The organism is Afipia sp. GAS231 (assembly GCF_900103365.1).
In the GTDB taxonomy this organism is placed as follows: Bacteria; Pseudomonadota; Alphaproteobacteria; order Rhizobiales; family Xanthobacteraceae; genus Bradyrhizobium.
Genome location: NZ_LT629703.1, coordinates 6,501,629 through 6,522,180, shown reverse-complemented (window position 1 = coordinate 6,522,180; position 20,552 = coordinate 6,501,629). Strand labels below are relative to the sequence as shown.

Annotated in this window: 21 protein-coding genes; 19 read left to right on the top strand and 2 right to left on the bottom strand. The window is 61.3% G+C overall.

What is annotated here, in order from left to right; all coding sequences use genetic code 11:
- Positions 1 to 47 precede the first annotated feature (47 nt).
- The 19 genes from oxc to BLS26_RS30530 all read left to right on the top strand — a co-directional run bounded on the left by oxc (position 48) and on the right by BLS26_RS30530 (position 16,064).
- Positions 48 to 1,778: an oxalyl-CoA decarboxylase gene (gene oxc, locus BLS26_RS30605; RefSeq protein ID WP_092516211.1), complete on the top strand. Its 1,731-nt coding sequence runs from the start codon at positions 48 to 50 to the stop codon at positions 1,776 to 1,778.
- 60 nt (positions 1,779 to 1,838) lie between these two features.
- Positions 1,839 to 3,116 (top strand): formyl-CoA transferase, encoded by a 1,278-nt coding sequence (frc, locus tag BLS26_RS30600; protein ID WP_092516210.1) that lies wholly within the window; start codon positions 1,839 to 1,841, stop codon positions 3,114 to 3,116.
- Positions 3,117 to 3,328: 212 nt separating this feature from the next.
- Positions 3,329 to 3,466, top strand: coding sequence for a hypothetical protein (locus tag BLS26_RS36405; protein WP_172804732.1), 138 nt, complete (start codon positions 3,329 to 3,331; stop codon positions 3,464 to 3,466).
- Positions 3,467 to 3,732: 266 nt separating this feature from the next.
- The gene (oxlT, locus tag BLS26_RS30595) at positions 3,733 to 5,025 is read left to right on the top strand and encodes an oxalate/formate MFS antiporter (protein WP_092516209.1); all 1,293 of its coding nucleotides are present in this window, start codon (positions 3,733 to 3,735) and stop codon (positions 5,023 to 5,025) included.
- A gap of 273 nt (positions 5,026 to 5,298) precedes the next feature.
- The gene (locus BLS26_RS30590) at positions 5,299 to 5,730 is read left to right on the top strand and encodes a CBS domain-containing protein (protein WP_092516208.1); all 432 of its coding nucleotides are present in this window, start codon (positions 5,299 to 5,301) and stop codon (positions 5,728 to 5,730) included.
- Positions 5,731 to 5,942: 212 nt separating this feature from the next.
- Positions 5,943 to 6,938, top strand: a complete 996-nt coding sequence (locus BLS26_RS30585; RefSeq protein WP_092516207.1) for a nitronate monooxygenase family protein — start codon at positions 5,943 to 5,945, stop codon at positions 6,936 to 6,938.
- Positions 6,939 to 7,137: 199 nt separating this feature from the next.
- Entirely contained in the window at positions 7,138 to 8,112 is a 975-nt protein-coding gene (locus BLS26_RS30580) for a zinc-binding dehydrogenase (RefSeq protein ID WP_092516206.1), read from the top strand.
- Between the two features lie 42 nt (positions 8,113 to 8,154).
- The gene (locus BLS26_RS30575) at positions 8,155 to 9,243 is read left to right on the top strand and encodes a TRAP transporter substrate-binding protein (RefSeq protein ID WP_092516205.1); all 1,089 of its coding nucleotides are present in this window, start codon (positions 8,155 to 8,157) and stop codon (positions 9,241 to 9,243) included.
- 155 nt (positions 9,244 to 9,398) lie between these two features.
- The gene (locus BLS26_RS30570; protein WP_092516204.1) at positions 9,399 to 10,226 is read left to right on the top strand and encodes a PhzF family phenazine biosynthesis protein; all 828 of its coding nucleotides are present in this window, start codon (positions 9,399 to 9,401) and stop codon (positions 10,224 to 10,226) included.
- A gap of 221 nt (positions 10,227 to 10,447) precedes the next feature.
- Complete coding sequence (locus tag BLS26_RS30565; RefSeq protein ID WP_092516203.1) at positions 10,448 to 10,852, top strand: ACT domain-containing protein; 405 nt, start codon at positions 10,448 to 10,450, stop codon at positions 10,850 to 10,852.
- A gap of 193 nt (positions 10,853 to 11,045) precedes the next feature.
- On the top strand, positions 11,046 to 11,282 hold the full coding sequence (locus BLS26_RS30560; RefSeq protein WP_092516202.1) for a hypothetical protein: 237 nt from the start codon (positions 11,046 to 11,048) through the stop codon (positions 11,280 to 11,282).
- An 8-nt stretch (positions 11,283 to 11,290) separates the two neighbouring features.
- Positions 11,291 to 11,431, top strand: a complete 141-nt coding sequence (locus BLS26_RS36070) for a hypothetical protein (RefSeq protein WP_157676627.1) — start codon at positions 11,291 to 11,293, stop codon at positions 11,429 to 11,431.
- Between the two features lie 113 nt (positions 11,432 to 11,544).
- Complete coding sequence (locus BLS26_RS30555; protein WP_092516201.1) at positions 11,545 to 11,748, top strand: hypothetical protein; 204 nt, start codon at positions 11,545 to 11,547, stop codon at positions 11,746 to 11,748.
- An 89-nt stretch (positions 11,749 to 11,837) separates the two neighbouring features.
- Positions 11,838 to 12,065 (top strand): hypothetical protein, encoded by a 228-nt coding sequence (locus BLS26_RS36065; protein WP_157676626.1) that lies wholly within the window; start codon positions 11,838 to 11,840, stop codon positions 12,063 to 12,065.
- A gap of 169 nt (positions 12,066 to 12,234) precedes the next feature.
- Positions 12,235 to 12,687 carry a MarR family winged helix-turn-helix transcriptional regulator gene (locus BLS26_RS30550; RefSeq protein ID WP_092516200.1) on the top strand — a complete coding sequence of 151 codons (453 nt, stop codon included), beginning with the start codon at positions 12,235 to 12,237 and terminating at the stop codon, positions 12,685 to 12,687.
- 48 nt (positions 12,688 to 12,735) lie between these two features.
- Positions 12,736 to 13,302, top strand: coding sequence for an isochorismatase family protein (locus tag BLS26_RS30545; RefSeq protein WP_092516199.1), 567 nt, complete (start codon positions 12,736 to 12,738; stop codon positions 13,300 to 13,302).
- Between the two features lie 12 nt (positions 13,303 to 13,314).
- The gene (locus BLS26_RS30540; RefSeq protein ID WP_092516198.1) at positions 13,315 to 13,644 is read left to right on the top strand and encodes a hypothetical protein; all 330 of its coding nucleotides are present in this window, start codon (positions 13,315 to 13,317) and stop codon (positions 13,642 to 13,644) included.
- Entirely contained in the window at positions 13,641 to 14,849 is a 1,209-nt protein-coding gene (locus BLS26_RS30535; protein WP_092516197.1) for an MFS transporter, read from the top strand. The genes BLS26_RS30540 and BLS26_RS30535 overlap by 4 nt, the downstream gene beginning before the upstream one ends.
- Positions 14,850 to 15,152: 303 nt before the next feature.
- On the top strand, positions 15,153 to 16,064 hold the full coding sequence (locus BLS26_RS30530; RefSeq protein WP_092516196.1) for a Ku protein: 912 nt from the start codon (positions 15,153 to 15,155) through the stop codon (positions 16,062 to 16,064).
- 77 nt (positions 16,065 to 16,141) lie between these two features.
- Here BLS26_RS30530 and BLS26_RS30525 read toward each other — a convergent pair whose 3' ends face one another.
- Positions 16,142 to 18,964 carry a hypothetical protein gene (locus BLS26_RS30525; protein WP_157676625.1) on the bottom strand — a complete coding sequence of 941 codons (2,823 nt, stop codon included), beginning with the start codon at positions 18,962 to 18,964 and terminating at the stop codon, positions 16,142 to 16,144.
- Entirely contained in the window at positions 18,954 to 19,958 is a 1,005-nt protein-coding gene (locus BLS26_RS30520; RefSeq protein WP_092516194.1) for an SIR2 family protein, read from the bottom strand. Before BLS26_RS30520 ends, BLS26_RS30525 begins: the two co-directional genes overlap by 11 nt.
- Between the last annotated feature and the right edge of the window lie 594 nt (positions 19,959 to 20,552).

Sequence of the window (20,552 nt, the reverse complement as noted above, 5' to 3'; positions counted from 1 at the left end):
AGACGATCAAAGTCGTCCGAACGGAAAACGATCAGGGAGAGATACCGATGCTGAATGCTGCTGCCAAGACCGAAGCACCGGGCTCCGAGCAAGAGCTGACCGATGGCTTTCATCTCGTCATCGATGCGCTGAAGCTGAACGGCATCAACACCATCTATGGCGTGCCGGGCATTCCGATCACCGATCTCGGCCGCATGATGCAGGCGTCAGGCATTCGCGTGCTGTCGTTCCGCCACGAGCAGAACGCCGGCTACGCCGCCTCGATCGCCGGCTTTCTGACCAAGAAGCCCGGCGTCTGCCTCACCGTGTCGGCGCCCGGCTTTCTCAACGGCCTGACCGCGCTGGCGCATGCCACCACCAACTGCTTCCCGATGATCCTGATCTCGGGTTCGTCCGAGCGTGAAATCGTCGACCTGCAGCAGGGCGACTATGAAGAGATGGACCAGCTCGCGATCGCCAAGCCGCTCTGCAAGGCGGCGTTCCGCGTGCTGCATGCCGCCGACATCGGCATCGGCCTCGCGCGTGCGATCCGCGCCGCGGTGTCGGGCCGTCCGGGCGGTGTCTATCTCGACCTTCCCGCAAAACTGTTCGGCCAGGTGATGGACGCGGCAGCCGGCGCCAAGTCGCTGGTCAAGGTGATCGATGCCGCCCCGGCGCAGATCCCGGCGCCATCAGCCGTCAAACGCGCGCTCGACGTGCTCAAGAGCGCAAAACGTCCCCTCATCATTCTCGGCAAGGGCGCGGCTTACGCGCAGGCCGATGACGACATCAAAAGCTTCGTCGAAAAGAGCGGCGTGCCGTTCCTGCAGATGAGCATGGCCAAGGGCCTGCTGCCGGACACCCATGCGCAGTCGGCGGGTGCGGCGCGCTCCACCGTGCTGAAGGATGCCGACGTCGTCATGCTGATCGGCGCCCGCCTCAACTGGCTGCTCTCGCACGGCAAGGGCAAGACCTGGGGCGAAGCCCCGAAGAAATTCATCCAGATCGACATCGAGCCGAAGGAAATGGATTCCAACGTCGAGATCGTGGCCCCCGTGGTCGGCGATATCGGCTCCTGCGTCTCGGCATTTCTCGAAGCCATGGGCGGCAACTGGCCGGCCGCGCCCGCCGACTGGATGAGCACCGTCGCCAGGAAGCGCGACGAGAACGTCGCCAAGATGGCGCCGAAGCTCATGAACAACGCCTCGCCGATGGATTATCACGGCGCGCTCGGCGCGCTGCGCACCATCGTCAAGGAACGGCCCGACGCCATCTTCGTCAACGAAGGCGCCAACACGCTCGACCTCGCCCGCGGCGTCATCGACATGTACAAGCCGCGCAAGCGGCTCGACGTCGGCACCTGGGGCGTGATGGGCATCGGCATGGGCTATTCGATTGCCGCGGCGGTCGAGACCGGCAAGCCGGTGCTGGCGGTCGAAGGCGACTCGGCTTTTGGTTTTTCCGGCATGGAGATCGAGACCATCTGCCGCTACAAGCTGCCGATCTGCATCGTCATCTTCAACAATGACGGCATCTATCGCGGCACCGACGTCAACGCGGCGAGCGCCGATCCGGCGACCACCGTGTTCGTCAAGGGCTCGCGCTACGACAAGATGATGGAAGCCTTTGGCGGCGTCGGCGTCAACGCGACTTCGCCGGATGAGTTGAAGCGCGCCGTTAACGAGGCGATGGATTCAGGCAAGCCGACGCTGATCAATGCGGTGATCGATCCGGCGGCCGGCTCCGAGAGCGGCCGCATCGGCAACCTCAATCCGCAAAGCGTGCTGAAGAAGAAATAACCCGATTACATCCTAATCCATCCTGCAGGTTGCAGGGCAGACAGAGTACGGAGCAAGACGATGACAAAGGCGCTCACGGGCGTTCGCATTCTCGATTTCACCCACGTTCAGTCGGGACCGACCTGCACGCAGTTGCTGGCCTGGTTCGGCGCCGACGTGATCAAGGTCGAGCGGCCCGGCGTCGGCGACATCACGCGCGGCCAGTTGCAGGACATCCCCAACGTGGACAGCCTGTATTTCACCATGCTGAACCACAACAAGCGTTCGATCACGCTCGACACCAAGAACCCCAAGGGCAAGGAAGTCCTCACCGCGCTGATCAAGAGCTGCGACGTGCTGGTGGAGAATTTCGGACCCGGCGTGCTCGACCGCATGGGCTTCCCCTGGGAAAAGATCCAGAGCATCAATCCGAAGATGATCGTGGCCTCGATCAAGGGCTTTGGCCCCGGCCCCTACGAAGACTGCAAGGTCTATGAGAACGTCGCCCAATGCACCGGCGGTGCGGCGTCGACCACCGGCTTTCGCGACGGCCTGCCGCTGGTCACCGGCGCGCAGATCGGCGACAGCGGCACCGGGTTGCATCTCGCGCTCGGCATCGTCACCGCGCTCTATCAGCGCACCGTCACCGGCAAGGGCCAGAAGGTCACCGCGGCGATGCAGGACGGCGTGCTCAATCTCGCGCGCGTCAAACTGCGCGACCAGCAGCGCCTCGCCCATGGCCCGCTGAAGGAATACAGCCAGTTCGGCGAAGGCATTCCGTTCGGCGACGCGGTGCCGCGCGCCGGCAACGATTCCGGCGGCGGCCAGCCCGGCCGCATCCTGAAGTGCAAGGGCTGGGAGCAGGATCCCAATGCCTACATCTACTTCATCACCCAGGCGCCGGTCTGGGAGAAGATCTGCGACGTGATCGGTGAGCCCGGCTGGAAGACCCATCCGGATTACGCCAAGCCACCGGCCCGGCTGTCGCGCCTCAACGAGATTTTCGGCCGCATCGAACAGTGGACCATGACCAAGACCAAGTTCGAGGCGATGGACATCCTCAACAAGGACGACATCCCCTGCGGCCCGATCCTGTCGATGAAGGAGATCGCGGAAGACCAGTCGTTGCGCGCCACCGGCACCGTGGTCGAGGTCGACCACCCCACGCGCGGCAAGTACATCTCGGTCGGCAACCCGATCAAGCTGTCGGACTCGCCGAGCGACGTCACCCGCTCGCCGCTGCTCGGCGAGCACACCGACGAAATCCTGCGCCAGGTGCTCGGCTTCTCCGATCATCAGGTCGCCGAGATCCACGACTCCGGCGCGCTGGACCCGCCGCGCAAGCAGGCGGCGGAGTAAGCCTCGCCCCACCCGCCAGATCATCTGTTGAGGCCGCCGGTTTCCGGCGGCCTTTTCATGATCTGGAATGCCAATTGTTTCATTTATGTTGCATTGCAAACTGACGATTGCTGCTATGCAAACAAGCCTGTTGTGACTGGCATCTGGTATACATAGATTGACCCCAGATCACGAAGCGGAACCGCTCCGCACTTCAAGAAAAGGGGACCCAGATGTCCAAGACTGCTTCCATCACCCTCGCACCCTCCAGCTCGCTGTTCGCCCGCGTGATGGCCACCATCGATCGCCTGTTGATGGCCAGCGCCCGCATCTCCAACCGCAACGGCGACCTGCCCCATTTCGGCCTGTAAGGCCTGCAAATACTCGGCTTCTCGGATCAGGATTGGTCCGGCCGACCGCCGCTTCTGCTAATACTTTGGATCAATGGCCCCGGTTTCCGGGGCCATTTTTCGTATGCGCGCACAGAGATAGTCGTTAGATTTGCGCAACATCTGCGACAAATTGGATAAGCCTGCGCAAGAACTGAATAAAAGCTTGCGCTCTGGCATAATACATACCAATATGCCGCAGTCGGTAACGCTCAGTTTACTAACAGAAGCGTGCCTTGGGAGGAGCTATGACGGAAATGGTGCAGGCAACGGCCCCTACAGCCGTACGCGTTAGCGATACCTACCGCTGGACACAATTGGCAATCGGTGTCGCCGCCATGGTGATGATCGCCAACTACCAATATGGCTGGACGTTCTTCGTCCCCGACATCCAGAAGAAATTCGGCTGGGATCGCGCGTCGATCCAGTGGGCTTTCACGCTGTTCGTGCTGTTCGAGACCTGGCTGGTGCCGGTTGAAGGCTGGTTCGTCGACAAATACGGCCCGCGCCTCGTCGTTCTCGTCGGCGGCATCCTCTGCGCCGCCGGATGGGCGATCAACGCCCAAGCCACCACCCTCAATGGCTATTATCTCGGCATGATCATCGCGGGCATCGGCGCCGGCGGCGTCTACGGGACCTGCGTTGGCAACGCGCTGAAATGGTTTCCCGACAAGCGCGGTCTCGCCGCCGGCATCACGGCGGCCGGTTTCGGCGCCGGCTCGGCGCTGACGGTGGCGCCGATCCAGGCGATGATCAAGGATTCCGGCTTCCAGACCACCTTCCTCTATTTCGGCCTTGGACAGGGCATCATCATCGTGATCCTGGCGTTCCTGCTGTTCGCGCCGAAAGCGGGACAGGTCCCCGCCGTCACCCAGAACCTCAACGTGATCCAGAGCCGGCGCAATTATCAGCCGACCGAAGTGATCCGTCAGCCGATCTTCTGGCTGATGTACTTCATGTTCGTGATCGTGGGTGCCGGCGGCCTGATGGTCACCGCCAACCTGAAGCCGATCGCGGTCGACTGGAAGGTCGATGCCATCCCGGTGACCCTGGTCGGCATGACCATGACCGCGGTGACGTTTGCCGCCACCATCGACCGCGTGCTCAACGGCCTGACGCGTCCATTCTTCGGCTGGATCTCCGACATGATCGGCCGCGAGAACACCATGTTCGTCGCCTTCGGCATCGAAGGCGTCGGGATCTGGGCGCTCTATATGCTCGGTCACGATCCCATCTGGTTCGTCATCCTGTCCGGCCTGGTGTTCTTCGCCTGGGGCGAGATCTACTCGCTGTTCCCGTCGACCTGCACCGATACGTTCGGCGCGAAGTTCGCCACCACCAATGCCGGCCTGCTCTATACCGCCAAGGGCACCGCCGCGCTGCTGGTGCCGGTCGCGAACTACATGCAGCAGTCGAGTGGCACCTGGGACCAGGTATTCGTAATCGCAGCCGGCGCCAACATCCTGGCCTCGCTGCTGGCGATCCTGGTGCTCAAGCCGTGGCGCAAGAAGGTGGTCGCGGCGTCTCAGGCCTCCACCTGATCCAGCCCGACCTGTCGCAAGAAAAAGCGCGCGCCCACCCCTCGGGGATGGGCGCGTTTTCTTTGGCCGGGCCGCCCCTCTGGTATACCTGAGTACTTCCGGTACCGCGTGGAGGGAGCCAGCCGGCCTCAGCCGGCTTTCGCTAATACTCAGAAATGTCAGCAATACTGCCTGTTTATTTACGGAGATTGGGAGGATGCTGGGATCGTTCCGAGTTGACAATTGGCATTATGTATACCAGAATACTCATCTGACCCACACCAGGAGGTTGCCATGCAAGTCGGAGATGTCCTGCGCAAGAAGGCCGCCCGCGTCGCCACGGTTCGCATGAACGAGACCGTCGCCATTGCCGCCCAACTGATGCGCTCCAGCAATATCAGCGCGCTGGTGGTCAAGGACGTCGTTCGTACCGAGGGTAACACGGCGGTGGGCATGTTCACCGAGCGCGACGTGGTTCGCGCCATTGCCGAACACGGCGCTGCCGGCGCCAACCTGAAGGTCTCGCAACTGATCTCGGTGCAGCAACTGGTGTCGTGCAACTCGACCGACACGCTCGAGCAGGTTCGCCACGTCATGAACACGAAGCACATCCGCCATTTGCCGGTGATCGACAATTACAGCCTGATCGGCGTCATCAGCATGCGCGACATCTCGCACGCGTTCGACGACGAGGCCCGCGCGAAGCCGGCCGCCAGCGCCGCCTGAGCGCGCCGTTCATCCGCGCGACTTTGGATTGTAACCTGCGCCGATCGCTGGCCCGATAAGGGCCGAACGGCTACCTCTTCCCCGCATTTCAGCATGGGCCCACCTCCCCTGCCCGGTAGACTTTTGCCGGGCCGGACGGCATCCTGTTTCCCGAAAACAATGTGTGCGCGATATTCCGCACCACAGAAACAGCCGGGAAACAGAGGGCCAACATGATCAAGACGCGCTTTACCGAACTCGTCGGCGTCGAACACCCGATCGTCCAGGGTGGCATGCAGTGGGTCGGCCGCGCCGAACTCGTGGCGGCCGTCGCCAATGCCGGCGCGCTTGGCCTGATCACCGCGCTGACCCAACCGACGCCGGAGGACCTGACCAAGGAAATCGCGCGCTGCCGCGACCTGACCGACAAGCCGTTCGGCGTGAACCTCACCATTCTGCCGACCATCAAGCCGCCGCCCTATGCCGAATATCGCCAGGCCATCATCGAGGCCGGCATCAAGGTGGTCGAGACCGCCGGCAACAAGCCGCAGGAACATGTCACCGAATTCAAGAAGCACGGCATCAAGATCGTGCACAAGTGCACCAGCGTTCGTCACGCATTGTCGGCGGAACGCATGGGCGCGGATGCGATCTCGATCGACGGCTTTGAATGCGCCGGCCATCCCGGCGAGGACGATACCCCCGGCCTGATCCTGATCCCGGCCGCCGCCGACAAGGTCAAGATTCCGATAATCGCCTCCGGCGGTTTCGGCGACGGCCGCGGTCTGGTGGCCGCACTGGCGCTCGGCGCCGAGGGCATCAACATGGGCACCCGCTTCATGTGCACGAAAGAGAGCCCGATCCATCAACTGGTGAAGGAAAAGATCGTCGCCAATGACGAGCGCGAGACCGAACTGATCTTCCGCACCATGCGCAACACCTCGCGCGTCGCCAGAAACGCGATCTCGACCAAGGTGGTCGCGATGGAAAAAGAAGGCGCCAAATTCGAGGACGTCCGCGAACTCGTCGCCGGCGCCCGCGGCAAGATGGTTTACGCGTCCGGCGATGCCGATGAGGGCATCTGGTCGGCCGGGCAGGTCCAGGGCCTGATCCACGACATCCCGACCTGCGCCGAACTGGTGTCGCGCATCATGCGCGATGCTGAGGCGATTATCCGCAGCCGGCTCGAAGGCATGATGTCCGGCGCCAGCCGTCAGGCCGCGGAGTAAGAAAAAAATGGGCTCCCTTCCCGCTTGCGGGGGAGGGCTGGGGTGGGGGTGCCTCAGCAAATACCGTACCGAGCGGATAGAACTCCCCCACCCGCCGCGCTCTTCGAGCGCGTCGACCTCCCCCGCAAGCGGGAGAGGTAAAAACAGAACCCACGGGCCGACCAATCCAATCAACAAAGCTCCAACAAAGAGTATTCCCATGAAGGCCTATGTTTACGGCGCCAACGGCGCCGAGATCACTGACGTCGCAAAGCCGTCACCCAAGGGCACGCAGGTGCTGGTGCACGTCCGCGCCAACGGATTGAACCGCGCCGACCTCGGCATGACCAAGGGCCACGCCCATGGCGCGACCGGCGGCGTTGGCACCGTGCTCGGCATGGAATGGTCCGGCGAAGTCGCCGAGATCGGACCGGACGCCAGGGGCGTCAAGGTCGGCGATCGCGTGATGGGATCGGGTGGTGCGGCGTTCGCCGAATACGCGTTGGCCGATCACGGCCGGCTGTTTCATCTGCCGGCGCAGGGCAACATGAGTTTCGAGGAAGCAGCGACCCTGCCCGTCGCGCTCGCGACCATGCACAACGCGGTTGTCACCGCTGGCGCGCTGCAAGAAGGCCAGACGGTGCTGATCCAGGGCGCCAGCTCCGGCGTCGGCCTGATGGCGATGCAGATCGCGAAGTTCAAGGGCGCCAAACTCGTGATCGGTTCCTCGACCGACGAGATGCGCCGCGGCCGGCTGAAGGATTTTGGCGCCGACCTCGCGGTGAACTCCAAGGATCCCGCCTGGGTCGATCAGGTGCTGAAGGCAACGAACGGTGAAGGCGTCGACCTGATCGTCGATCAGGTGTCGGGCGCGATCGCCAACCAGAACCTCAAGGCGACCAAGATCAAGGGCCGCATCGTCAATGTCGGCCGGCTCGGCGGCACCCATGCCGACTTCAACTTCGACCTGCACGCCGCCCGCCGCATCAACTATATCGGCGTCACCTTCCGCACCCGTACCATCGAGGAGGTCCGCGAAATCTTCAACGAAGTCCGCAAGGACATCTGGGGCGCGGTGGAAAGCCGAAAACTGCAACTGCCGATCGACAAGGTCTTTTCCTTCGCCGAGATCGGCAAGGCGTTCGAGCACATGGAAGCCAACAAGCACCTCGGCAAGATCGTGGTGCGGCATTAGGCGCGCAGGTCGACGAACCCTTCATTCAACGGAGCAAGCATCATGAAACGCCGTACATTCCTCACCGCCGTCGCCGTCGCCGGCGCGACCACGCTGGTGGCGGCGCCCGCGATCGCGCAATCGGCCCCCGAGATCAAGTGGCGGCTGACCTCGAGCTTTCCGAAATCGCTCGACACCATCTACGGCACCGCGCAGACCTTTGCGAAATACGTCGCTGACGCCACCGACAACAAGTTCCAGATCCAGACCTTTGCGGCCGGCGAGGTCGTGCCCGGCCTGCAGGCGCTGGATGCCGTCGGCAACGGCACCGTCGAGATGGCGCAGACGCCGCTTTATTTCTACATCGGCAAGGAATCGGCGCTGGCCTATGCGACCGGCGTGCCGTTCGGCATGAACCATCGCCATCAGGCCTCGTGGTGGTCGTTCGGCGGCGGCGATGCGCTGGTCAACGAGGCGCTGAAACCGTTCAAGGCGCACGCCATCCTGTGCGGCAATTCCGGCACGCAGATGGGCGGCTGGTTTCGCAAGGAGATCAAGTCGGTCGAGGATCTCAACGGCCTCAAGTTCCGCATCGCCGGGCTGGGCGGCCATGTGCTCGCCCGGCTCGGCGTGGTGCCGCAGCAGATCGCCGCCGGCGACATCTATCCGGCGCTCGAGAAAGGCACGATCGATGCGGTGGAATTCGTCGGCCCCTATGACGACGAAAAACTCGGCTTCTACAAGGTGGCGAAGTACTACTACTTCCCTGGCTGGTGGGAAGGCGGCGCCATGCTGCACATGGTCGTCAACGACGAGAAGTGGGCCGCACTGCCGAAGCAATACCAGGCGATCGTCAACCAGGCGGCCTCCGCCGCCGGCGCCTGGATGCTGGAGAAATACGACAGCGTCAATCCGGCTGCCCTGAAGCGCCTGATCGCCGGCGGCGCCGAGCTGCGCGCCTTCCCGCAACCGGTCATGGAAGCCAGCTACAAGGCGACGCAGGATCACCTGAACGAGCTGGCCGAGAAGAGCCCGCTGTTCAAGCGGACCAAGGACAGCCACGACGCGTATATGAAAGAACTGATGTTCTACACCCAGATCGCGGAAAACTATTACGACAACTATCTGCTCGGGAAATTTCGCAAGAGCTGATCGGTTCGCAGGTTCGTAGGGCGGATTAGCCCGAAGGGCGTAATCCGCCATCTAAGATGTAACGGCGGATTACGCGGAGTTTATCATCGGGCGCGCGTACGCGCGACCCGTTGGCTAATCCGCCCTACGCACTGATCCTCACTCCGGAGCAACACATGGACGTGCAGCGGATTGCCGCCTTTTCGCAAGGGCCGACCGGCGGCAATCCCGCCGGCGTCGTACTCTGCGAGGCGCTGCCTCCCGCCGACCGAATGCTCGCGATCGCGGCAGAGGTCGGCTATTCGGAGACGGTGTTCGCCGCGCCGAACGCGGACGGATGGCGGGTGCGCTACTTCGCACCGGAGATCGAGGTGCCGTTCTGCGGCCACGCGACGATCGCGCTCGGGGCTGCGCTCGCGCTGGCCCACGGCGACGGCACCTTCGCGCTCCAGCTCAACGACACCAGGATCACGGTCACGGGCTGGCGGAACAATCCGGCGCTGATGGCGGCGCTGCAGTCGCCGCGCACGCAGAGCGCGCCGGCGCCGCGGGAGCTGGTTGAGTCAGCGCTCGACCTGTTCTCGTTGACGTCAGCCGATCTCGATCCACGCCTGCCTCCCGCGATCGCCGAGGCCGGCGCCCGGCATCTCATGCTGGCCCTGACCAGCCGGCAAACGCTGGCCGCGATGCACTATGACCTGGAGCGAGGGCGGCAGTTGATGACGACAGCCGGGCTCGTCACCATCAGCCTCGTGCAGGCGGAAACCGACACGCGCTTCCACGCCCGTAATCCATTCGCAGCGGGAGGCGTCTACGAAGACGCGGCGACGGGAGCCGCGGCGGCGGCGCTGGCAGGATATCTGCGCGACCTTGGATGGCCGCATGGCGGCGTGATTGATATCTTGCAGGGGGAGGACATGGGCGTGCCATCGCGGCTGCGCGCCGAGATCACCCCCGAACCCGGCGCCAGTATCCGGGTATCCGGAGCGGCCCGGGTGATGTAGTTCGTAAGGCGGGCTGACACAACCCAGCAAGATCGTCATTGCGAGCCAACGGGTCGCGCGAATGCGCGCCCGATGACAGGCTCCGCGAAGCAATCCACCTTGCGGCGGAAAGAAAGACTGGATTGCTTCGTCGCGCTGCTCCCTTGCACAAACGCTACGCGTTTGTTGCAGGCAATGACGGATCTGACACCATTGGCCGCATCTCGAAAAGGCACCCAGCCATGACTGGCGGACGCGACCTCGCGGCACTCTTGCAGAATATGAAACCCGAAATGCGGGAAGGCGTTTTCGTGTTCTGCACGATCGCCGAAGACGCGGAAATTCCAGCCGCCATTCGGCCACTGCTCACCTTTCGCGAAACGGAAGGAACCACCCTCGTCATCCGACAGGACGAAGCCGAACGCCTCGGGCTCTCCTGTCAATTCACCGCGCGCCTGATCACGCTGACGGTTCATTCCTCGCTTCAAGCCGTCGGCTTTCTGGCCGCGATCACCGCCCGCCTCGCCGCAGCCGGCATCAGCGTGAATGCGGTGTCGGCGTTTTACCACGATCATCTGTTCGTGCCCGAGCACAGGGCCGATGAGGCGCTGCGCCTGCTGCAAGATATGGCGCGTAGGGCGGATTAGCCCGAAGGGCGTCATCCGCCGTTTCAACTACGGTGGCGGATTACGCTGCGCTAATCCGCCCTACGCGCTGCAAGATATGTCCGCGCGAGAGCCGCCGTAGCTCTTGCGAAAACCATTTCGCGATGTCCGCGGGGTTGCCAAGCGGCCTCCATCGAGGGCAATCTCTTTTCCAATTGCATGGGGGACCGCCGGCATGAGGCTCGTCGTTTCCGGTATCGCCGCCCTCACGGTGTCGATCGCCTCGTTCACGCTGGCAACGGCCGAAAGCTGTGGCGACCGCGCCCGGACCTGCGTCGAGAAGTGGGGCAACCCGAAAGCCGCCTGCTACGAACCGTTCCGGATCGCCGCCTGCGAGAAAACCGGCCGCTATGTGGCCCCCAACGGAAATGTCTGGCCGGCCATTCGCGTCAGTCAAACACGGCAAGACTGACGCGATCCATGAACGACGGTGCCTTGGCGAAACTCGTCGTCACCGTGGTCCTTCTGATCACGCTCGTCGTTTGGCGGTCGTCGGAGCGCGCGCAGCGGCCGGACTGCGGCGTCGACTGCCCGACCGATATTTCGGCGAGCCGCAAGTAGGTCGCGGCAAGCCATCGGCGGTAGCCGCCCTCGCCCTCGTTTTCCGGCAGCCTCCATTAATTGGAACTTGTGCCCGCGTCGGGAGTCTGTCTGCCGGAAGGCAGGTGACCCGAATGGAAGACGACGAAGACCCGCTGGCCCGGTTTGGGCTCGATGCGATCGATCTGCGGTGGACGATGAAGGATATCGCGGGAAAGCGCTGGTCCATCCTGAACCAGGCGCATGTATCCCAGCTCATTGAACTCGGCCTGGTCGAGATGCGGGACGACCGGCCTTTTCTGACCGTCGCCGGGCAGAACACGGTATGGAATGGCTGACCTCAGGACATCGCCGACGGCCGGCAGATGCGCGCATCGCCCCCCGAGGGGCTTTCGTCGCGACCCGGCCTGAAGCGAAGGAGAACGATATGCCGGCGCGGCCCCGTCACATTCCCCATGCCACCGAACGCACCGCGTTACAGCGAATGAGCCTCACCCGCGGCCTTCCGCCCGAACGGCTGCATCCGGCCGGCAAGCAGGTCATCGCCGGCATGCAGTCGAAAGGCTGGATCGAAAAGCAGGCTGACGGCCGGACCTATTGCATCACGCCGGCGGGTGATGAGGCGTTGAAGGCGATTATCCCGGGGAAGCGGTAGAGCGGACGTAGCTGACGTAGGGTGGCTTAGGCGGAGCCGTAACCCACCGTTTGAATCCCAAACAAGGTGGCGGATTACGCTTCGCTAATCCGCCCTACCGCGGAACTCCACAGGTAAACTACAAAGATAATCTTTGTAGTTTACCTTCATATCTGCTAACTCACCTCGCATGAACAATTCGCCAGCCACTGTCGGCGCGGCGCGGACATCTGCGCTCGCCGAAGACCTTCGTTTGCTGATGGGAACGCTGAAGCGCCGGCTTCGCGAGCAGGGTCAGCGGGCGGATCTGCCGCCTTCCCAGGTCGCCGTCCTGCTTCGCCTCGAAAAGGATGGGCCTGCGACCGTGTCCGGCCTGGCGCGATCGGAGGGGATGCGCCCGCAATCGATGGGTGCTGCGATCGCAGCGCTGGAGGCGGCCGGTCTGGTGCGCGGCGCCCCCGATCCCGACGACGGCAGGCAAACCATCATGTCCCTCACCGACGCCTGCCGCGAGCGGCTGCGCACCGGCCGGGCCGCGCGGCAGGACTGGCTGTCGCGCGCCATCGCCGCAAAGCTGTCCGCGCGCGAGCAGCAGGAACTCGCCGCCGCGGTCAAGTTGCTGAAGCGGCTGGTCGAGGATTGATCCCGGCCTCGCCGCACCCGCTCGCGAAAACCATTCGAAAGGACGATCATGGCTCTCACAGCGCTCGATCCGGTCACGGCGCTCATCGTCGTCGATCTGCAACGCGGGCTCATGGGCGCGACGTTCATCCATCCGATCGGCGATATCGTGACGCGCGCCCAAAACCTCATCGCCGCGTTCCGGCGGCATCGTTTGCCGATCGCGCTGGTCAATGTCGATGGCACGGCACCCGGACGAACCGAGCGGCCTCGCCTTGCGCAAAAGCTTCCCGACGGCTGGACCGACCTGCTCCCGGAACTCGGCCGGCAACCGGACGATATCGTGGTCACGAAACGGACATGGGGCGCGTTCGCGAGCACCGATCTGGAGAACCAGCTCAGGCGTCGCGGCGTCACGCAGGTCGTGATGTCAGGCGTCGCCACCGGCACCGGCGTCGAATCGACGGCGCGCCAGGCCTATGAGGCCGGCTTCAACGTCACGCTCGCGATCGACGCCATGACCGATGCGCGGCCGGACGCGCACGACTACAGCATCGCCAACGTGTTCCCGCGGCTCGGCGAAACCGGCGCGACGCAGGCGATCATCGACCTCCTGGATAAGGACGCATACAAATGAAAGGGCTTGCCCATGAACTGGCTTGATCTGGTCGCCTACTTCTTTGGCGGCGCCTTCCTCACCAACGCGATCCCCCATGTCGTTGCCGGCCTGATGGGAGAGCCGTTCCAGTCTCCGTTCGCAAAACCGCCGGGCGAGGGTCTGTCGACTTCGACCGTCAACATCCTCTGGGGCTTCTTCAACCTCGCGGTCGGATATTGGCTGGTCTGCCGCGTCGGCGATTTTGGCTTGCGAGAAACCGCCGATGTTGCAGCGCTCGGTCTCGGTGGATTTCTGATGGGCCTGTTTCTGGCGCGCCGGTTCGGACGGTTTCACGGCGGCAACGAACCCCGGCCGACATGATCCGCACGTTTCGATCGCTTGAGAACCATAACTACCGGATCTGGGCGGCCGGCGCGCTGGTGTCGAACGTCGGCACCTGGATGCAGCGCGCCGCCCAGGACTGGCTGGTGCTGACCCAGCTTACCCATCAAAGTGCATCCGCGGTCGGCATCGTGATGGCGTTGCAGTTCGGCCCGCAATTGCTGCTGATGCCGTGGTCCGGCTATGCCGCCGATCATTTCAACCAGCGCAAGCTGTTGATGGCGACGCAAGCCACGATGGGCGCGCTGTCGCTGATCCTCGGGCTGCTCACCGTCACCGGCCTGGTGCAGCTCTGGCATGTCTATGTGTTCGCCTTCCTGTTCGGCTGCAGCGCCGCCCTCGATGCGCCGGTGCGCCAGACCTTCGTGGCCGAGCTGGTCGGCGAAAGAGACCTGTCGAACGCGATCGGGCTGAACTCCACCTCGTTCAACGCCGCGCGCATGATCGGCCCCGCGGCGGCCGGCCTCCTGATCGCTTCCTTTGGCACCGGCTGGGCGTTTCTGTTCAACGGCGCGTCGTTCATGGCGGTGCTGACGTCGCTGTGCCTGCTGCGCACGTCGGAACTTCGCCCCAACGCACGCGCCATCCGCGCCAAGGGCAGCGTGCTGCAGGGGTTTCACTATGTCTGGTCCCGCCCTGATCTGAGGGCAACGCTGATCATGCTGTTCCTGATCGGCACGTTCGGGCTCAACTTCCCGATCTTCATCTCGACCATGGCCGTCGGCGTCTTCCACACCGATGCGCGCGGCTTTGGCCTGCTGTCCTCGATGATGGCTGTTGGCACCATGTCGGGCGCGCTGTTGGCCGCAAGCCGCGAGCGGCCGAGCTTCACCTCGTTGCTGGCCGGCGCCGCGATCTTCGGCATCGGCTGCACCCTCGCAGCCCTGGCGCCGAATTATTGGCTGTTCGCCGCAGCCCTGGTCGTGATCGGCGTCGCCTCGCTGACCGTGCTCAACACCTCGAACGCCCTGATGCAGCTCTCCACCGAGCCCGCGATGCGCGGCCGCGTCATGGCGCTCCGCCTCGGCGTCGCCCTTGGCGGCACGCCGATCGGCGCCCCGATCGTCGGATGGGTGGCGGATCATCTCGGGCCGCGATGGGCGCTGGGCGTGGGGGCGGCGGCGGGGTTTGCTGCGGCGGCGGTGGCGATCGGCGCGCTCACGCGGTCAGCTCGGAGCCCGTAGGGCGGATTAGCGCCTTGTCCGCCGTAGCTCGGAGAGCGAAGGCGGAAGCGTAATCCGCCAACTTACTTGAGACGCAACGGCGGATTACGCCTTTGGCTAATCCGCCCGACGCGCTGGCTGAGGTGATCGAGGGCCGGCATGTTTCGCCCTGAGAACGTGCAAGCGGACGTAAGAACAAAACAAGGCCAAGAATGCAAGCGCTCCGATCGGGCCGGGTCCAAAAAAACCCGCCACCGATTGTCGGAACCGAGGGTCCTCGTTCGTCTTGAGTCCGAGTTCTCTGTCGTGTCTGGAGTATTTTGCATGGCCCCCCGCGCCAACTGGAAAGGCTTTTTGCGCCTTTCGCTCGTCACCTGCCCGGTCGCTTTATATCCGGCCACCTCCGATTCCGAGAAGGTCAGCTTCAACCAGATCAACCGAAAGACCGGCCACCGCATCAAGTACGCCAAGGTGGATGCCGATACCGGCGAGGAAGTTTCATCCGAAGACATCATGAAGGGCTACAAGGTCGATACCGACACCTACATCGAGGTGTCGAAGGACGAGCTTGAGAACATCGCGCTGGAATCCAACCGCACCATCGACATCAACGAGTTCGTGCCGAAGTCCGAGATCGATCCCCGCTACGCCATCCGGCCCTACTATCTCGTCCCCGATGGCAAAGTCGGACACGACGCCTTTGCGGTGATCCGTGAAACCATCCGCAGCATGAACATGGCGGCGATCGGCCGCGTGGTGCTGACCAACCGGGAGCACATCATCTCGTTGGAGCCCCTGGAAAAGGGATTGATGGGCACCCTTCTCCGCTACCCCTACGAAGTTCGGGACGAGAAGGAATACTTCGACGACATCCAGGACGTGAAAGTCACCAAGGATATGCTCGACCTGGCGAAGCACATCGTCACCCAGAAGACGTCGAGCTTTGACCCGAAGAAGTTCGAGGACCACTATGAAGAGGCGCTGCTCGAACTCATCAACGCCAAGCGCAGCGGCAAGGAGATCAGCGCGAAGGCGCGGCCCAAGGGCGAGAACGTCGTCGACCTCATGGATGCCCTGAAGAAGAGCCTCGCGGGAGTGCCGCAGACCACGGGCAAAAAGCCCCGGAAGGCATCGGTCGGGCAAAAAGAGATGCTGCTGCCGATCGAGGGAAAGAAGCCGGCCGCCAAGAAGGTCGCCAAGCCCGAAAGGGCTACGGGGCGAAGAAAAGCGGGATGATTTTGCCCATCTCTCTTTCTTCGAGGGCTTGAGCTTCGGCTCCAAAGTTCAAAAACGAGTCGTGCTTCGGCCTTGTGTTAACCGGACGCAACAAGTTTCTTGTAGAGATCGAGCATACCAGGAAGTGTGCGTCGTACTTTTTCCGTACATCGAATTGCTTCCGCGCGCAGCCCCAGACTTGCTAGTTTCTCTATCAATGCTTTCAGCTTGTCATCAAGATCAAAGGTTGGCGCGCTTGAATCGAGCATTCGTTCGAGCAGCACAGCGACTCCCGCTGCGTCCGTATCGAGGAGTCTCGTAAGCTCTTCCACCATCTGATCCGTGCCATAGTCGGTGTGGACATAAGGCACCACCGACATCAGAATCGGCATCGTTCGCGCGTTCAACTCTTTTATGTACGGGCTTAGGCGACTCAAGCGCGCCATAAGGTGGTCGGACGTTTCTCCGGAGCCCTTGCTCCATGACAAACTGCGTTCCCAAAACGCAAGGACTTTTTCAACCTGTTCTTCGGTTAACTCATCTCCACGAACTTCCCAAAAGAACTCCGCCAATTTCTCGACATCCTCGACGCCACCTGCAAAGACGGCTTGAACAATTTGCGAGTCAAGCTGCTCATCGTTCCACAAGTAAGCCAGACCGACCCACTCAATCACACGTTCGCGACCATTCTTGTCTTCGAGCTCGGCAGCAAGAGCCTCTGCGAATACGCTTTGGCTAGCGAGAAGCTGATAGATTGGCCGACTCGTGCCCGCATAGGCGAGCCCTCCGATAGCGACCTTGAAATTGTTAGGATAGTCCCGCGCGGGAAAAAGTCGCCCGACGTTTTCTGTTAGCCAAGCTCTGCTTAGATAATCGAGATTCGCGATATAGGACGCCGACAGTGTTGAGAATTCGTAGTTTCCGTTGCAGCACTTAGCGATTTCGGCGTCGAAGGTATCCTTGAGTTCCCCCCACGCAATTTCGTGCGATTGGTTCGACTGATCCGCAAGCCTGCAAACACGTAGCGCGTGATTATACATGGCGCCGATGACGTGGCCCTTGTCAGTATTGAGCGCGTGAGTCATCGGGTCAGTCAAATTCAGCACACCAGCTTCCGCGCGCGCTAGCATCAATTTTATGATGGCCCAACCCTGTGGTAACAATTCTGGCGGATAGGCCGTCTTGTCATCGCGAGTCGCGGCTTCAAGGAAACTTGCGATGAGACCTCTCATCCAATCCCAAGTAGGAACTAAATCGACCCCCTCTTCAGCCCTAATCCAAAAGCTGTCTTGAGTGACGGTTTCACTGAAAAACATCATCAACTTAGGCCAAGCTGACTTCCAATCGAATTCAGGCCTCTTATCGTTTGATGGGTCGAAAAGCTTTTTGTATCCTTGTAACAACGCATGCTGAAACGGCACGTTTGCCGAGTGAAAGTCGGAAAGCAACGAAAGAAACGTGTTTGGTTTCGTCGCGACGGCGGTCTCAAGAGCAGAGACGAGACCACCTAGCGTCGGCCCACGCCAAGAATCTCCCTGCTTGAAACCATTAAGCCGCTCAATCAGCGTTCCATCCTCGGCGAACGCGACGAGCGAATCTGCCTCGAACGGAGCGGGACCGGGCCCCCAACGCGACTCATGGTAGGCTAGGAAATCTGGATGTTCAGTCACCGGACCCAATTCAGGATCCGTTTTCAATTCTGAGAACCAATCTGCTGACTCAGCGTGATCCTTTATCGACGAAAGCCATTCGCGTTGAGTAAATTTCAAGCGCCGTTCTCGATCATCACCACGCGAAGGGATTGGTAAGTTTCGAATTGCTTCAACGACTTTCGACTTGCCCTCCGGAGACAACTCGTGGAACCGCAACGACAGCAACCGATAGAGCTCATGCCTATGTCCAGACAAGAATATTGCCGGAGCGATTAACGGCTCGAAAACCGGCCGCAATAGCTCAAAATGTTCAGTGACGGCATGCAAGGCTACACGGCGGATAATTTCCAAGTCGTCCTTAAGTGCCTGTTCTACATAGATTGCAGCGGCCTCCGGCGCCGTCTCAAGCCATCCGTCGAGGACGTCGCGGAGGCCCTCAACGAAACGATTCTCAGGACCATAAAAGTCGCGGTTTTGGGAATTGCTCTCGATTGCAGGCCGCCAAAGTGAGCTTCCGTAACTCCGCCGCTCATCCGAATAGATCGTTCTTAATCCCCTCTCGAAAATCAGAACCGCCTGTGCGCCCGCCTTCCGGCCCAACTCACGCGCATACGCGCCCAACATTTCCTTGAGCCAATGGTCGTCGACAACGGTAGCTAAGTCCTCAGAACGCTTTCGCCGCTTGGAGGACGATTCAAGCTCAAGGCAAGACTCGATGACTACACACGCCTTTGTCACGCTTTCAGTCGTACCATCGTCGAATAAACGCTTGAGCAAGCCTTTTGTGAGTGCGTGCGGTACTAGGCTACGATCGTATTTTGATACTAGCCAGACGCGCACAAGCCTAGCGTCGTCTAAGGTGATGCACCGAAGCGGAAGCACACCCAAAAATTCGGCGAATTTGAAGTATGTTCGATAATTGTCGCGTGGCTCGCCGCTTTTCTCGTCCTTAAATCGTGTTACCGCGCGAATGATATTTAAGACCTTTTTCGCGAGGCTCTCGTCATTCAACTCAGCCGCTCGCGATGCTACCGCCTCTAGATAATTCAGCGGCGCCCAAACTGGTATATGCACGAATTCCGGATTGGCCGATGGTACCGGGCCCAGGTTATTTGCCGGATCAAAAAAACCATGCTGGTTAAGAGCATCGAAAAATTGCTCCGGCTCGCTCCGTTTGGCTAGAAGATCGAAACCATGCTGAGCAAATTCTTCGCCACGCCGCATCGTCTCGAAAAACGACTCCAATTTTGATGGCAAGCTAGGGCTCAAGATAGCTCTCCATCTCCATTTGGACCTGCAGTGCCAACGGCGTTGTCGCTGGTATCGCCGTTGCGAAGGCCTCAAGAACTTCGGTTAACTGTGCCCAATCGCGCAAGTCGCGACGAAACGGGATAAGCTCGATGTCGCATTGTGCATAGTACTGGGTAAGGCTTCGCATCAATTCATACTCGTGGGCAAAATACCCCTGCAGCATGAAATGACGAGCTTGCGGCCGTTCAGACGACGTTTGCTGGCGTGCTTTCTGGATCACATATTCAAGGATTTCGAGATCCTCTAAGCCATAGCCGACAAACAAAACTGTTTTATTTTGAAAGAGCGATTCAAGGAAAGTGAGCGTTCGATTCTCTTGCGTCGGATCGTCGGCGCCGCGATCATTTGCATAACGTCGAATATAATCGCGGGTCGTCATCACCATGCCGCTTGGGTCTGCCAACGAGCCATGGAGATGAACGACACAGTTTGGCTGGTTGAGATTTGCTGGCGTGAACTCTTCAACGCTAACAATCCGTCGACGGATACGCGGCGGCCCCGCGGTGTCTCGCGTAGGCGGATTTGCGCTTACCGATAGGGGGGCTTCGGAAATTTCGTTGTCCAACCAAGCGTCGTAATTCGTTGTAACAAATGTTTGGCCGAGCTTGCCCAAGCTCCGATAAACTCTCCGGCCAACCTCATTATTTTTATAACCGCCGCGCGGGTTAACGAGCTTGCCGTAATCGATCCTCAAACCATGCTCAGCCTCGACGGCCCGTGCAATTGAAATCTTCATGCGCGGAGTTAGGTGGCGTATTTGATCCATCTGTCCATGTGTGAACTTGTCCGCTGCAATACAAGCCTTTAGCGCTCCGTCGGCAAGCTGTCCCCACGTTGGACACCCCGCAAGCACGGAAGCTCCGGCACCCACAAATGGAATGAGTGTACCACGCTGCGCCGCTTCCCTAAGACCTTGAGGCACGCTCGGGATGAGCGGTATTTCATCGCTCATGTAAGATTGGTTCCGATTTGCAGTGAGCCTTCAACGACTTCTCCGAAGCGAACCGCGCCAACTGGACTTTCCGGTTGCCCGCCAAAGATAAAGTGTTGGAAGGCCTTCTGGCAACCTTACGTCTCTCTGGGTGTTATGGACGGACTCACCGTTTTGCTAAAGCCGCTCCGCCATAATCGCTAGGCCAAAGATGCACCATTCGCCCTGCGCGCCCAACCTAATTTCCTCAATCCGATCAACGTGATTCCACCCGTCCAGTCCCGCCCGAAAAAACATTCCGCTTCTCGCCGACCCCAAATCAACCTTACAACTCGCCCCATCCTGTCCCGCTCAGAGGGGCGTCGGCCGTCGTCACGACGAGGGGCAGGTTGCGGTGGACGCGGCAGCGTCGGGCGCGTGTGGTGGTCGCAGGGCGGGCTTGCCCGTGAGTGGACGCAGCGTGCGGACGACCGGCGTAGGGCCTGGTGGAGTCATTTGACGAAGCCGAGCCGTCGCGTACGGCAAAACCGTGTGGGCCTGGCATCCGTTGCTGATGTCAAGCCGGCGGAGGCGAAGTCGGGCCAACCGGCACGATCAGCCTCAATCCGCCGGCGA

Coding starts and splice junctions, on each gene's coding strand:
- oxc (WP_092516211.1), top strand. CDS start 48: ATGCTGAATGCTGCTGCCAAGACCGAAGCACCGGGCTCCGAGCAAGAG.
- frc (WP_092516210.1), top strand. CDS start 1,839: ATGACAAAGGCGCTCACGGGCGTTCGCATTCTCGATTTCACCCACGTT.
- BLS26_RS36405 (WP_172804732.1), top strand. CDS start 3,329: ATGTCCAAGACTGCTTCCATCACCCTCGCACCCTCCAGCTCGCTGTTC.
- oxlT (WP_092516209.1), top strand. CDS start 3,733: ATGACGGAAATGGTGCAGGCAACGGCCCCTACAGCCGTACGCGTTAGC.
- BLS26_RS30590 (WP_092516208.1), top strand. CDS start 5,299: ATGCAAGTCGGAGATGTCCTGCGCAAGAAGGCCGCCCGCGTCGCCACG.
- BLS26_RS30585 (WP_092516207.1), top strand. CDS start 5,943: ATGATCAAGACGCGCTTTACCGAACTCGTCGGCGTCGAACACCCGATC.
- BLS26_RS30580 (WP_092516206.1), top strand. CDS start 7,138: ATGAAGGCCTATGTTTACGGCGCCAACGGCGCCGAGATCACTGACGTC.
- BLS26_RS30575 (WP_092516205.1), top strand. CDS start 8,155: ATGAAACGCCGTACATTCCTCACCGCCGTCGCCGTCGCCGGCGCGACC.
- BLS26_RS30570 (WP_092516204.1), top strand. CDS start 9,399: ATGGACGTGCAGCGGATTGCCGCCTTTTCGCAAGGGCCGACCGGCGGC.
- BLS26_RS30565 (WP_092516203.1), top strand. CDS start 10,448: ATGACTGGCGGACGCGACCTCGCGGCACTCTTGCAGAATATGAAACCC.
- BLS26_RS30560 (WP_092516202.1), top strand. CDS start 11,046: ATGAGGCTCGTCGTTTCCGGTATCGCCGCCCTCACGGTGTCGATCGCC.
- BLS26_RS36070 (WP_157676627.1), top strand. CDS start 11,291: ATGAACGACGGTGCCTTGGCGAAACTCGTCGTCACCGTGGTCCTTCTG.
- BLS26_RS30555 (WP_092516201.1), top strand. CDS start 11,545: ATGGAAGACGACGAAGACCCGCTGGCCCGGTTTGGGCTCGATGCGATC.
- BLS26_RS36065 (WP_157676626.1), top strand. CDS start 11,838: ATGCCGGCGCGGCCCCGTCACATTCCCCATGCCACCGAACGCACCGCG.
- BLS26_RS30550 (WP_092516200.1), top strand. CDS start 12,235: ATGAACAATTCGCCAGCCACTGTCGGCGCGGCGCGGACATCTGCGCTC.
- BLS26_RS30545 (WP_092516199.1), top strand. CDS start 12,736: ATGGCTCTCACAGCGCTCGATCCGGTCACGGCGCTCATCGTCGTCGAT.
- BLS26_RS30540 (WP_092516198.1), top strand. CDS start 13,315: ATGAACTGGCTTGATCTGGTCGCCTACTTCTTTGGCGGCGCCTTCCTC.
- BLS26_RS30535 (WP_092516197.1), top strand. CDS start 13,641: ATGATCCGCACGTTTCGATCGCTTGAGAACCATAACTACCGGATCTGG.
- BLS26_RS30530 (WP_092516196.1), top strand. CDS start 15,153: ATGGCCCCCCGCGCCAACTGGAAAGGCTTTTTGCGCCTTTCGCTCGTC.
- BLS26_RS30520 (WP_092516194.1), bottom strand. CDS start 19,958: ATGAGCGATGAAATACCGCTCATCCCGAGCGTGCCTCAAGGTCTTAGG.